Source organism: Bacillus sp. SD075, assembly GCF_017355165.1.
Taxonomy (GTDB): Bacteria; Bacillota; Bacilli; order Bacillales; family DSM-1321; genus Peribacillus.
In genome coordinates this window covers 102,853-115,705 of the sequence record NZ_JADILK010000009.1, presented here as the reverse complement: position 1 = coordinate 115,705, position 12,853 = coordinate 102,853, and the positions used below count along the sequence as shown (strand labels likewise).

Below are 12,853 nucleotides of genomic sequence, written 5' to 3'. Positions count from 1 at the left end.
TCAAATGTAGCAGAATTTTTTTGAAAATGAAAAAAATCCTCACCGGTATGGGAGGATTTGAATCTTACTTATTACGCAGTCTTCCAAGTTCTTCAGCGATCGCTTCCATTTCACGGACACTGAAATTCGTTTTTTTCATCACCATTGTATAAATATCGTGCAGCTCTTCGTACATTTCAATATCAAAATGGGTCGATTTGATAGCACCGAAGTTCATCACTTTTAATTTATCCTTGATTGCTTCGATCATAAACTCTACACTTTCGGCCGTGTTTTGCGTTAAATCCATTTCCCTCATCCTTTCATACGTTCCTAAATTATTTTCATCTTTGCATGATTACCTCTAGAAGTCAATGAATATTAGGGTGGGAAATGAAGCTTGATTCCCGATTCACTTGGTCATTTCCCGCGTTTTAAAGTGAGAGAGTTTGGGAAAAGATAGGAAAAAACTTTTTTAAACATTGTATAATGGAGATAGCTACCATTATCCATCACTAATATATGACGAGGAGGAGAATATATGAGCAACATTCGAGAAGAATATAAGTGTGCCAAGAAAAGTAAATTTATGCAAGCGGTCTTTATTGGGGCGTTAGCTGGGGCTGCGATAAGCCTTTTTGATAAGGATACGCGTTATTCTGTATTGGAAAACGGCAAAAGCTGCATGAGTAATATGAAAGAATTTGTGAAGAACCCCAATGGGGCGCTTAAACAAGTAAGTGAAACATCATCCAAGGTCCGTTCCACTGTTGAAAAAATTTCCGATGATGTATCTTTCATTTCCCAAAAGGTGGAGGAAATGAAAGACATTCCATCGCAAGTTGCCCAAGTGGTGATGGAGACGAAGGAAGTCTTTGCTGCAGAAGAAGAAGGGCCTTCAAGTCAACAGGCATCCTTAAATTAGAAAATGGGGTGGAGGTATGGCCAATAAAAAAGAATGGCTGACAGGCTCATTCTTCAAGACATTCATAAAACGGTTACAGGTGGATGATGTGTCAGGGCTTGCCGCACAGCTGTCTTATTTCTTTTTACTTTCCCTATTTCCGTTACTTATTTTTTTATTCACTTTATTGGCCTATCTGCCATTTTCCCAAGAAGATATATTAAACACCGTCCGTACATATGCGCCTGACGATTCGATGAAAATCATTGAGGCTAACCTATCTGAAGTGATGGAAGCGAACGGGACTTTATTGTCATTTGGTGTCATTGGAACGATATGGTCGGCCTCGAATGGGATGAATGCAATCATTAAAGCATTTAACCATGCATATGGTGTAAAAGAAAGTCGAACTTTCTTTATTTCCCGGGGAATGTCGATTCTTCTTACTTTAGCGATGATTTTTGTTTTTATTGTCGTTTTATTGCTGCCGGTATTCGGGAAACAGATCGGAGTATTCCTATTTGCCGAAATTGGACAATCCGATGAATTTCTTGCGATTTGGAACCAACTTCGCTGGGTGATCAGTACGCTGGTATTTTTAATTGTGTTTACCATCCTTTATTGGATTGCGCCCAACATAAAACTGAAATGCATAACCGTAATGCCAGGTGCTATCTTTGCAACGGCAGGATGGAGTCTTGCCTCCTTTTTGTTTTCATTTTATGTGGAGAACTTCGCAAATTATTCCGCAACATATGGAAGTCTCGGAGGGATAATCGTATTAATGGTCTGGTTTTATATATCAGGACTCATCATCATATTGGGCGGGGAAATAAATGCGCTCATAAGTGAAAAGGAAAAACCAGAATGTGTATGAGATTCCTGGAGTTCCCGTAATAGCAAGCTAACATGCTGCGGACACTATTCAAGAAATGACAACTTTTGAAGAGGAGGAGTTCTTTCATGAGTAAAAAGGATGGCAGCACAAAGCAAAAAGGAAAAAAAGGTTCGAATCATAAAACATCAGGTTCTGCAAACGGTAAGAACGGATATCACTAAATGAAAATTTCATAAAAAAGGGAGCCTTAGATGGCTCCCTTTTTTATGTTTAGTTTCTCAAAAGTCTTAAGCTGTTCAGTATAACGAGAATTGTACTTCCTTCATGGCCAATGACGCCATATGGGAGGTCTAGGAATTGAAGGAAGTTGGATGCTATCAGGATCATGATGACCGATAGTGAAAAGATGACGTTTTGTTTGATGATTCGATTCATCTTCTTGGATAATTTGACTGCTTCCGCGATGCGCGGCAGGTCATTTTTCATCAGGACCACATCCGCTGTCTCCAAGGCAACATCGGTGCCTTCGCCCATTGCAATTCCGACAGATGCCGTTGCTAATGCAGGTGCATCATTGATGCCATCCCCAACCATTGCTACAGTGCCAAAATGTTCTTTCAGCCTTTTCACTTCCATCACTTTGGTTTCGGGTAGGCATTCGGCAATATATGCATCAATATGGCTTTCCGCCGCAATCGCTTTAGCCGTTTTTTTACCATCGCCTGTCAGCATGACGGTATGGATACCCTCATTCCTCAAAGCTTCGATGGCAGTAATGGTTTCTTCACGCATGACATCTTTCAACGTGAGTATACCGGCAATCCCTTGATCATCTTTTGCATAAACGATTGTCTTACCTTGTTCAGCCAATGTCAGTGCAATGCCATTTTTGAATCCTTCTGCTTCACTGCGGCCGACGAAATCAGCTTTGCCGACTTGCCAAAGCACGCCATTGATGTATGCTTGAACGCCATGACCTGAGATATCTTCCATGTTATCCGGTTTAATGAGGTCCTTTTGCAATTTCGTTTTGGCATATCGTACGATCGATGTTGCCAATGGATGATTCGAATAATTTTCAACAGTTGCAATATGAAATAAGAAATCTTCTTCGTTTAAATCTTCTCGGATAATGACATCCGTTACCTCCGGTTTTCCTTTTGTCAATGTACCGGTTTTATCTAAAGCAATTGCCTGCAGATTACCCAGATTCTCAAGATGGATGCCGCCTTTAAATAAAATGCCATGACGGGCACCATTTGAAATGGCAGAAAGTGTAGCTGGCATGATAGAGGCCACAAGGGCACAAGGAGAAGCGACAACGAGCAGGATCATCGCTCTGTAGAATGTTTCGGTCCAGCTCCACCCCAATATGAAATGGGGTACGAACATCATAAAGCCGACAACCGTCAAAACCACTTTTACATAAGTCCCTTCAAACCGTTCAATGAACAGCTGGGAAGGGGACTTTTCACTTTGAGCGGATTGAACGAGGGTGATGATTTTTTGGAATAATGTTTCACTTGCCGGTTTGGTGATTTCGACGGTAATCGTACCACGGAGATTAACCGTTCCTGCAAATACTTCATCATCCAATGATTTACTGACTGGTATGGATTCGCCAGTGATGGCGGCTTCATCGATATTGGTGCGGCCGTCTGTGATCTTCCCATCTGAAGGAACTCTCTCACCAGGTTTCACTAAAATCTGATCCCCTACATGCAACTGTGAAACGGAAATGGTTTCTTCATATCCGTTTGTGATACGCAGTGCTTCTTCAGGTTGTAAGTCCATAAGTGCCGAGATTTCTTTATGGCTTTTATTCATTGTGTATGTTTCAAGGGCACCGCTTAAAGCGAAGATGAAAATCAAAATGGCACCTTCCGTCCAGTATCCGATGACCGCAGAACCGATGGCCGCAAAAATCATCAGCATCTCAACATTCAATTCCCGTTCGGCAATCGTATCTTCTATACCTTCTTTTGCTTTGGCATACCCGCCAATCAAGAAAGATGCTAAGTATATGACTATGGAAGCGGACTCCATTCCGTTCTTTGAAAGGGCCCAGCCCAATACTATTAATAAGCCGCTGAATAATGCGGCAATGAGTTCTAGATGAGGTTTGGTTTTTTCCAACCAAGTGGTTTTGCATGCAGCCGGTTGGGTTAAATGTTTAGTATCTGTAGTCAAAAGATTCCCTCCCACTTTCTCTCTTTTTTTTGTGTAAATGATATGAATTATCATTTGCGTGATATCTAACTGAGAAAGATAATCAACGTCATTTCTCTGGATAAAATATGAAAGCTGCCACCATAATTGCGATGACAGCAATGTTCTTAAAGGTTTATAAACTTGATTTCCCTTTTGTTATTATTATAATACCACATATCCTATACGGAAATAAAGAAGAATGATTCTAATCTAGTAAAAAATATAAAGTTCGCCTATCCAATTACAGCCACTATTGATAAATACGTTCCAATTGAATAATAAAAGAGGTAGTTCAGATAATAAACTATACTACATAACTGAAGCAGGCATTTTCTCCTTAAACAAGGCCAATGAAATGAAGACAAGGAAAAGCATGATACTGATCATGTAGAAAAAATTCCCACCTTGTATATGTTCAATAACCAGGCCGCCAAAGAATGGACCGCCGATGCTGCCGAGACTAAAGAAAATACTGCATAATAAATTTCCAGCAGGTAATAGGTTTCGAGGCAAAAGATCTGCCATATAACTGATTCCCAGCGAGAAAGTCGAACCAACCATCATTCCGCCCAGCATAAAGCAGATGAAAAGGCCAGCCACTGAAAAGGAGTAAATCCCTGCAAGAGTGAATATGGTAAACCCTGAAAAAAGGATCGTCAGCAGGGTCTTTCGCCTGCCAAAGCGGTCACTGATCATCCCCAAGGGAATCTGAGTAAGAAGTGTCCCAGCAGAAAAAGCCGGAATGATGATGGATACTGCGGTTAAATCGATTCCGGAGCGCAGGGCAGATACAGGAAAATTGCTATTCAATGAAGCTTCAAGCACGCCAAATGTGAAAGGAAGTAAAAAAGCGACCCAGGCTATGCGGCTCACTTTCGTAAACCTTTTGAGTGTGGCAAGGAATGATGTACTTTCAGAATCATCTTGTTCAGGAAGCTCATTTCTAATAAGGAAAACAGTGGACCAAGTTAGAAGGCTAAGGATGGATGTAATGATGAAAGGCAAAGCCTGATTAATTTCGAGAAGCTTCGTCATCAGCGGGCCAACCATGAAGCCAAGACTGAAGAAAAGTCCATAAATGGCAAGATTCCTTCCGCGCTTTGTTATAGGTGAAATGGCTGTGATCCATGTCTGGGTAGCAAAGTGAAGTGTATGATCACCGATTCCAATGAAGAAACGCAGTACGAACCAAAACCAGAATGATTTCCAAACAGGAAATAAGGCAAGTGATAGAATGACCGTTATCCCGCCAAATAATATCAATGGCTTATACCCGTATTTACGGAGTGGGGCTTCCATAAAAGGAGAAATCAACAGAATTCCAATATAAAGAGAGGCTGCATGAAACCCATTTAGGGATGAACTAATGCCATCATTTTCAAAAATGATGGCAATGATCGGCAGAAGCATCCCTTGAGAAAACCCCGATATGCCGACAATTAAGATTAAAACGTTAAAAAGCAATTTATTATTCATAAAATCATGTCTCCTAAGAAATGTATACCTTCATGATGTTACATCTTAGGAAGAGGATTAAGCAATAGAAATTTGGGTAAATATTGACAAGTGGATAAGTGATGATAAAATGTTCCTTTGTCATCGTACGGAGATTATGTATGATAGTTTTTGTTACAAGAACTATAGGATTGTGAGGAGAAGTTATCGTGAATAAAATATTTTTAGGGCTTGACCTGTTAGGCGTCCCCTTATCTGTCATTGGGTCATTATTGCATTGGCCGAGTGTAGTCATGTTCATAGTATATTGTTTAACAATCGTGGCACTTGCAGGTTTCATGGGCAGGGCAACTGAAAGCTTAGCGATCGTTATGGGACCAAGAATTGGCGGTCTTTTGAATGCAACCTTCGGTAATGCAGTAGAATTGATCATATCCATCTTTTCTTTAAAGGCGGGGCTTGTGGGTGTCGTGTTGGCGTCTTTGACTGGTTCCGTTTTAGGAAACTTATTGTTGGTGGCGGGACTTTCATTCTTTGTCGGAGGGACTAAATACAAACGGCAGAAATTTAATGTATTCGACGCCAGGCATAATGCAGGTCTAATGATTTTTGCAGTTATTGTAGCCTTCGTCATACCGGAAGTATTCACACAAAATATGAGTGAATCAAGCACGATGTCGCTAAGTGTCGGAATTTCCATTATTTTGATCTTATTATATCTTGCTGCATTATTCTTTAAATTGGTTACACACCGCGGGGTATATCAGCATACGGAGAAACCCGAGGAACATGAAGAGGAAGTACCGGAGTGGAGCAGGAAAAAAGCAATTATAATACTTGCTGTCGCTACATTGGCTGTTGCGTACGTATCGGAAAAACTTGTCCATACTTTCAGCGAAGTAGGGGAAACCTTCGGATGGTCGGAGTTATTCATTGGTGTCATCATCGTTGCAATCGTAGGAAACGCGGCAGAACATGCTTCCGCCGTCATAATGGCCTATAAAAATAAAATGGATGTCGCAGTGGAGATCGCCGTTGGTTCCACGCTCCAAGTAGCGATGTTCGTAGCTCCTGTACTCGTACTTATTTCGTTAATGTATCCAACGCATATGCCGCTTGTTTTCACAATGCCAGAACTGATATCAATGGTTACAGCAGTCTTTCTGATGATCATGATTTCTAATGACGGGGAAACGAACTGGTTTGAAGGCCTTACCTTATTGGCCGCTTACTTCATTATGGGAATTGGATTTTACTTATTATAAGAATGCAGGCCTTCCGAAGTGGGAGGTCTTTCTTTTTATCAAATTAAAAATAGAAATGACTCTGCTCAGGTTAGATTTAGCAGAGTCATTTCTATATTAATAAGTTACCATTCATAAGTTCTTCCAAAATTTTTCATCATGCTTTTGTAAAAGTTGAGAAAATATTCTAGAGTGTCACACCATCCTTTTACATCAGATTTAAGTATAGGCGAATTCGTTTTCTGTCATCCTTTAAAAGGGTGTCATGGATTGTTCGATAAGCATACCTCCTGAAGGTTTAATAGGTATGAACGATTTCGCCTCCTTTTTATAATGTAAAATAAGTATAACCGATTTGAATAGAAAAGTAAATATTCTGAACTTTACAAATTTATTACAAAATCGAAATCGGATTGAAATGTATAGAATGTTGGCTAAAAACAAAATCTATAAATAAAATGATTGAACCCCTCAAAAGGAGTGCGACAGCATGAGAAGAACTATTCTTATTATAATGATTGGCTTAATAGCCTTCATACAGGCGAATGTAAGTTTTGCAGCTGATATACCAGGAGACAAAGCAAGTCCGAATAAGGTGAATATCCCACCTTCCGTATTGAATATTGCGAAGGAGAATACGTATCCGAACCCGACCCAGGATCTTCCGATGCTGCAGCCGAGTAAGTTTGCCAAACAATTGATCGATTCGTCGGATATCAAGATTGAAAATCCAGAACTCATCCATATGTTGAATGAATCGGCAATTGCAAAAGCTCCGCTTGCTTTTGGTTACAGGGCGACAATTTACCTTGGGCATTGGGCACTGAATTATGAGTCTTCGGAATCGGCACCAAACTGGGAATACCAAAAGATCAATACGAATTACTATGATAATCGCGGCGGTGAAGTTCCATACAAGATTCGTTATGTCCAGGAAAGTCAGAAGGCAGTGAGTGGCGGTCTGACAGCGAAAATCCCTAAGGCAGAGGATGTTCAAAAGATGATGCTGTTAAAAGCCACTGAGAAAACGAATTTGCCATTGGCTTTTGAAACGATCATCGGAGCTGGTACGAAAAAAGATGAAGTGTACAATGTTGCTTCAAATAGGATTGGTTACTTATCCAGTTATGCATCCGCCGTCAATGAAAAAGGCAAGGTCACATATGGGGAAGTGTATTTGAACCTAAAAGGAAATAAAAGAACCATTACAATAAAGAACATCACTTCACAGGGAATCGGTGCATGGATACCGGTTCAGGACCATGTTTCATTCAGTTTTACAGTCTCGCAGCAACCCAGGTAAATTGAAAAACTCGCCGGATTGGCGAGTTTTTCTTCATATGGTTGACTTCCTAATCCTGAAGTCCTCCTTCGGGTAGTATGCATTTTTGACGAGAACATTCGGGCCTAGACATTTGACTGCCGGGCAGTGGCAATTCAATTCATTGGCCAGTTTCGAATTCATCCATGTGTCATAGGATTCGGTCAAGGACTGGTCTTTGATATTCCCCAATGTAGGCGCGTCACCAAAATCGGTTACGATCACTTCCCCGGTGAAGATATTGATGTTCAACCGTGAACGTCCATCAGGGTCATTTCGAACAGTCACTTTATGTGAACCATAAAGGCGTTGCAGCAGTTTTATATCCTCTTTACTATTGTTGCAGGGATAAAATGGGAGTGTGCCGAAAAGCATCCAAACATTTTCATCACGGATATCAAGTAAATGATGAATCGCTTCACGCATACTGTCCAATGATAAAGTTTCAAGTGCCGAAGCGAAATCGCTTGGATACATCGGATGAATTTCATGCCTTTGACATCCCATTTCATCGACGATCTGTCTGTGAATATGCTCAAGATGAGGCAATGTCCGTTTATTAAGCATCGTTTCTGCAGATACCAGCACACCAGCTTTCGTCAGGGCACGGGAATTTTCGATCATTTTGTCAAATAATTTCTTTCGCTGTTCCCGAGATGGTTTTCGGTCCATCATGGCAAAGCCGATATCAATGAATTCGTCGATCGTTCCCCAGTTATGGGAAATGTGCAGAACATCCAAATAAGGAATGATTTCTTCATACCGTTCCAAGTCAAGGGTCAAATTGGAATTGATTTGTGTACGGACCCCACGGCTACGGGCATATTTCAATAGAGGCAAAACATAATTCTTCACCTGTTTTCTTGAAAGCATCGGTTCCCCGCCAGTGATGCTGAGCGAGCGAAGCAAAGGGATCTCATCAAGGCGCTGAATCAGTAATTCCAGAGGCAGTGCATTCGGGTCCTTCGGCTGTAGTGTGTAACCGACGGCACAATGCTCACAACGCATATTGCAAAGGGTGGTGGTGGTGAACTCCACGTTGGTGAGGCTGAGCTTTCCATATTGTTCAACGTCCATATATGCTTCCCAAGGATCATACTTGGGTGTAATTGGTGTTAAAAGATCTTGCTTGATTATTGACATGTTTAAAACTCCTTACGTAATAATGCACTAACCCATTATGAACAATGGGGACAAAAATTGTCAAATGGCGGAGAGCTGCATGTATAGCTTGGCATTGCACTTTCAAGCAGATTTCGTTACGATGAAAGAAGAACGGAAGGAGAGTGCCTTATGGGAAAATCCATTACAGGTAAAAACGAACAATTAACATACTTAAAAGAACGCCTCACGATGTTCATGGAAGTTCTTGATCATATCGAACCGGAAAATACGGAGTTGGAAGATATTGACCGTTTAATTGGCATGATTGATGATTTGGAAGGCAAAGTGGAACAATTCAAAACTCGGGAAGACTAATATCTGTTCGATAGTATGATTTTTTCAATGTTAATATTCATGAAGGGATGACGAGAAACCTGCGTCATCCCTTTTTAATATCAAATTCTTCATCTTGGAAATGACTGAAAATGCAATTTGACTCATGTGCTATTTAAGGCGCTTTGATCATTTCTTACCAAATTGCTGTTCATTAAGAAAAATAATTACTTGTTTTCGAAAGATTATGTTAGATGTATAATAAAACGGGTGTTGAATCATTCGCTATTTATAGAGAATCAGGGAAATGATTAAATCTAGGGGAAATAAGAGGGGGAAGAGAAATTTGGATATTCAAAAATTCCAAGAAAGTATGTACAGTCTTATCGTTGAAACTTCAACGAATCTTCCAAAGGATGTTCGTCGTGCGGTCAAAAGTGCAAAACAACGTGAAAATGCAGGTACTCGTTCTGCATTGAGCTTGGCCACCATCACAAATAATATTACAATGGCTGACGACAATGTATCACCGATTTGTCAGGATACTGGTCTGCCGACTTTCAAAATAAAAACTCCAGTTGGCGTGAACCAACTTGAAATAAAAGAAGCAATTCGAAATGCGATCATTTTAGCGACAAAAGGCGGAAAACTTCGTCCAAACGCAGTTGACTCTTTATCGGGTGAAAATAGTGGGGATAACCTTGGGGAAGGTCTTCCTGTCATTAAATTCGATCAATGGGAAAAAGACTATATTGATGTCCGTCTCATCTTAAAAGGTGGCGGCTGTGAAAATAAAAACATCCAATACAGTCTGCCTATGGAGCTTGAAGGATTGGGAAAAGCAGGCCGTGATTTGGACGGAATCCGTAAATGTGTCCTTCACTCTGTCTACCAAGCACAAGGACAAGGCTGCAGTGCCGGCTTCATCGGAGTTGGTATCGGAGGGGACCGTTCATCCGGATATGATCTGGCTAAGGCCCAACTTTTCCGCAGTAATGAAGATGTGAATCCGAATGAAGACCTTCGTAAACTTGAAGATTACATCATGAAGACAGCTAATGAATTAGGTATCGGCACGATGGGCTTTGGCGGTGAAACTACACTGCTTGGATGTAAAATCGGTGTCATGCACCGGATTCCTGCAAGCTTTTTTGTATCCGTTGCTTACAACTGCTGGGCGTTCCGCCGATTAGGAGTGAAAGTCAATCCTGTAACAGGCGAAATCAATGAGTGGTTATATCAAGAAGGCGAGAAAATCGACTTTGCTCTAGAAGCAGAAAAAGCAGCGAAGGATGAAGTGGCAGCTGCTGCAGAATCGGACATTGAAGCTTCCCGTGAAATCATCCTGCAAGCACCCATCACGGAAGAACAAATCCGTGAATTAAAAGTTGGTGACGTAGTTCATATTAACGGCAGAATGTATACGGGCCGTGACGCCATCCACAAGCACTTATCTGAAAATCCTGCACCAATCGACCTAGATGGACAAATCATCTATCACTGTGGACCAGTTATGCTGAAGGACGAAGAAGGCAAATGGCATGTGAAGGCGGCCGGGCCAACAACGAGTATTCGTGAAGAACCATACCAAGGCGATATCATGAAACGATTCGGCATCCGTGCAGTTATCGGTAAAGGCGGAATGGGGCCAAAAACACTAGAAGCACTAAGTGAACACGGCGGCGTTTATCTAAATGCAATCGGCGGGGCTGCTCAATATTATGCAGACTGCATCAAATCCGTCGAAGGTGTAAACTTCACCGAATTCGGTATTCCAGAAGCGATGTGGCATCTGAATGTCGAAGGATTTACTGCCGTTGTCACCATGGATTCACATGGAAACAGCCTGCATAAAGACGTTCAGCAATCTTCATTGGAAAAAATGGCACAATTCAAAGAACCAGTATTTAAATAATTGTATGGCAAAAGACGCTTACCAACGGTTGAGCGTCTTTTGCATATCTTACTCTTCGATTTCCGGCAGTGGATCGATCCTTGATGCATCCTCTAAATTCAATCCACTTTTTACAAAATGAACAAACACTCCACCAGCTAAACCAAGACAACCTACAAAACCTAATGTGATAACCCATTCCAGCATTTCATTCCCCCCTTGCTAAATGTATATGAAAAAAAAGGCGAAAATTACCTCAAAAAAGTACAATCTTTTGGAAAGGTCGCACATACATTAGAAGAGAAAGGGGGGATTTTCATGCAGAATAACTACATCTTATTCTTTATCGCCATGTTAACTGGTTTTGCTTTCATCCAACTTCCTGTGGCAAACACGATTTTCTCCGGTCTTGAAACATTCCTAGACGTAGTTGGAATTGTAATCGTTCTCATTTTTGCTATCGCCATTATTTGGAAGGCGGCACAAGCGTTATTTAAAGGATAAACAAAACATGGAGGGCCAATCCTTTTCGGAGGAAAGGCCTTTTTTTGCGTGTGATAAGGATTTGTCGGGATAGACGTGACCTTAATTCGACCCACGGAGCGAAAATTCGACCTTTACAATATCATGCATATAAATCTTCATGTTCCAAACAATAAGAAAAAAGGACATGGGGGATATTCCAATGAAAAAAATGGTGATTTTAACCGCTTTTATATGCTTGATATGCTCTTTGGCTAATCCAGTTGCTGCAGAATCCTATAACTGGGGTTTCAATAAAGGGAAAAATGGGACACCTGCCGATGCCGGTAAAAAATTCAATGAAATGCTGCCTGAATATGAAGCGATTTATAAAGGGGATACAAAGAAAAAGGTCGTTTATTTAACGTTTGATAACGGTTATGAAAATGGCTATACGGCCCAGATTTTAGATGTTCTGAAAAAACATGGTGCTCCTGGAGCTTTTTTTGTCACGGGACATTATCTAAAAACGGCACCTGAGCTGGTTATCCGTATGGCTAATGAGGGGCATATCGTTGGGAACCATTCATGGAATCATCCGGATATGACCAGTGTGACGGACGATGTGATAAGCAAGGAGCTTGAACGGGTAAAAAAGGCAACGGAAAAATTAACGGGGCAAAAGGGAATGAATTACTTAAGGCCTCCTCGTGGGATATTTAATGAGAGAACAATGAGGATTGCAAAAAAAGAAGGGTATTACCACATTTTCTGGTCACTGGCTTATAAAGATTGGATTGTGGATCAACAAAAAGGTGCCGCTTTCGCACACGATGAAGTGCTTAAACAGATTCATCCCGGTGCGATTTTATTACTGCATACCGTATCGAAGGATAATGCGGAAGCGTTGGATTCGATTCTGACGGATCTTGAAAAACAGGGGTACACATTCAGCAGCCTTGATGATTTAATGATTGAGAAACAGTTGCCGAACCGAATGCTTTATTAAAATGAGAAGCGGGTCCTGTAGTGATAACTCAGGTCCCGCTTTTATCCATTCTCCTCAATTTCAAGTAATATTTCAGGAAACATGCTATAATACGTGGAA

General features: G+C 41.0%; 13 protein-coding genes. 8 read left to right on the top strand and 5 right to left on the bottom strand.

Annotation, left to right across the window (positions count from 1 at the left end):
* Nucleotides 1–64: 64 nt before the first annotated feature.
* Nucleotides 65–289 carry a DUF1128 domain-containing protein gene (locus IOC57_RS09465; protein ID WP_034305672.1) on the bottom strand — a complete coding sequence of 75 codons (225 nt, stop codon included), beginning with the start codon at nucleotides 287–289 and terminating at the stop codon, nucleotides 65–67.
* Nucleotides 290–520: 231 nt separating this feature from the next.
* On the opposite strand from IOC57_RS09465, the gene IOC57_RS09460 reads away from it, so the two are divergent.
* The gene (locus IOC57_RS09460; protein WP_207438494.1) at nucleotides 521–904 is read left to right on the top strand and encodes a YtxH domain-containing protein; all 384 of its coding nucleotides are present in this window, start codon (nucleotides 521–523) and stop codon (nucleotides 902–904) included.
* 16 nt (nucleotides 905–920) lie between these two features.
* Nucleotides 921–1,760 carry a YihY/virulence factor BrkB family protein gene (locus tag IOC57_RS09455; RefSeq protein ID WP_207438493.1) on the top strand — a complete coding sequence of 280 codons (840 nt, stop codon included), beginning with the start codon at nucleotides 921–923 and terminating at the stop codon, nucleotides 1,758–1,760.
* A gap of 231 nt (nucleotides 1,761–1,991) precedes the next feature.
* On the opposite strand, the gene IOC57_RS09450 is transcribed toward IOC57_RS09455, so the two are convergent.
* On the bottom strand, nucleotides 1,992–3,965 hold the full coding sequence (locus IOC57_RS09450) for a heavy metal translocating P-type ATPase (RefSeq protein WP_207438492.1): 1,974 nt from the start codon (nucleotides 3,963–3,965) through the stop codon (nucleotides 1,992–1,994).
* 276 nt (nucleotides 3,966–4,241) lie between these two features.
* The gene (locus tag IOC57_RS09445; RefSeq protein WP_207438491.1) at nucleotides 4,242–5,408 is read right to left on the bottom strand and encodes an MFS transporter; all 1,167 of its coding nucleotides are present in this window, start codon (nucleotides 5,406–5,408) and stop codon (nucleotides 4,242–4,244) included.
* A 188-nt stretch (nucleotides 5,409–5,596) separates the two neighbouring features.
* On the opposite strand from IOC57_RS09445, the gene cax reads away from it, so the two are divergent.
* Together cax and IOC57_RS09435 are read left to right on the top strand one after the other, a co-directional pair.
* Entirely contained in the window at nucleotides 5,597–6,652 is a 1,056-nt protein-coding gene (gene cax / locus IOC57_RS09440) for a calcium/proton exchanger (RefSeq protein ID WP_396020792.1), read from the top strand.
* A gap of 469 nt (nucleotides 6,653–7,121) precedes the next feature.
* On the top strand, nucleotides 7,122–7,934 hold the full coding sequence (locus IOC57_RS09435; protein ID WP_207438490.1) for a YfkD famly protein: 813 nt from the start codon (nucleotides 7,122–7,124) through the stop codon (nucleotides 7,932–7,934).
* A gap of 33 nt (nucleotides 7,935–7,967) precedes the next feature.
* Here the strand turns inward: IOC57_RS09435 and yfkAB are convergent, their stop codons facing one another.
* Complete coding sequence (gene yfkAB, locus IOC57_RS09430; protein ID WP_207438489.1) at nucleotides 7,968–9,095, bottom strand: radical SAM/CxCxxxxC motif protein YfkAB; 1,128 nt, start codon at nucleotides 9,093–9,095, stop codon at nucleotides 7,968–7,970.
* 150 nt (nucleotides 9,096–9,245) lie between these two features.
* On the opposite strand from yfkAB, the gene IOC57_RS09425 reads away from it, so the two are divergent.
* Both IOC57_RS09425 and IOC57_RS09420 read left to right on the top strand, forming a co-directional pair.
* Entirely contained in the window at nucleotides 9,246–9,431 is a 186-nt protein-coding gene (locus tag IOC57_RS09425) for an SE1561 family protein (protein WP_034305661.1), read from the top strand.
* A gap of 304 nt (nucleotides 9,432–9,735) precedes the next feature.
* Nucleotides 9,736–11,304: a fumarate hydratase gene (locus IOC57_RS09420; protein WP_286184673.1), complete on the top strand. Its 1,569-nt coding sequence runs from the start codon at nucleotides 9,736–9,738 to the stop codon at nucleotides 11,302–11,304.
* 48 nt (nucleotides 11,305–11,352) lie between these two features.
* Here the strand turns inward: IOC57_RS09420 and IOC57_RS09415 are convergent, their stop codons facing one another.
* Nucleotides 11,353–11,490 carry a hypothetical protein gene (locus tag IOC57_RS09415; protein WP_207438488.1) on the bottom strand — a complete coding sequence of 46 codons (138 nt, stop codon included), beginning with the start codon at nucleotides 11,488–11,490 and terminating at the stop codon, nucleotides 11,353–11,355.
* A gap of 111 nt (nucleotides 11,491–11,601) precedes the next feature.
* Between IOC57_RS09415 and IOC57_RS09410 the strand changes: the two genes are divergently transcribed.
* Nucleotides 11,602–11,787: a hypothetical protein gene (locus IOC57_RS09410; RefSeq protein ID WP_207438487.1), complete on the top strand. Its 186-nt coding sequence runs from the start codon at nucleotides 11,602–11,604 to the stop codon at nucleotides 11,785–11,787.
* Between the two features lie 181 nt (nucleotides 11,788–11,968).
* Nucleotides 11,969–12,754, top strand: coding sequence for a delta-lactam-biosynthetic de-N-acetylase (gene pdaA / locus IOC57_RS09405; RefSeq protein WP_207438486.1), 786 nt, complete (start codon nucleotides 11,969–11,971; stop codon nucleotides 12,752–12,754).
* Nucleotides 12,755–12,853: the final 99 nt, after the last annotated feature.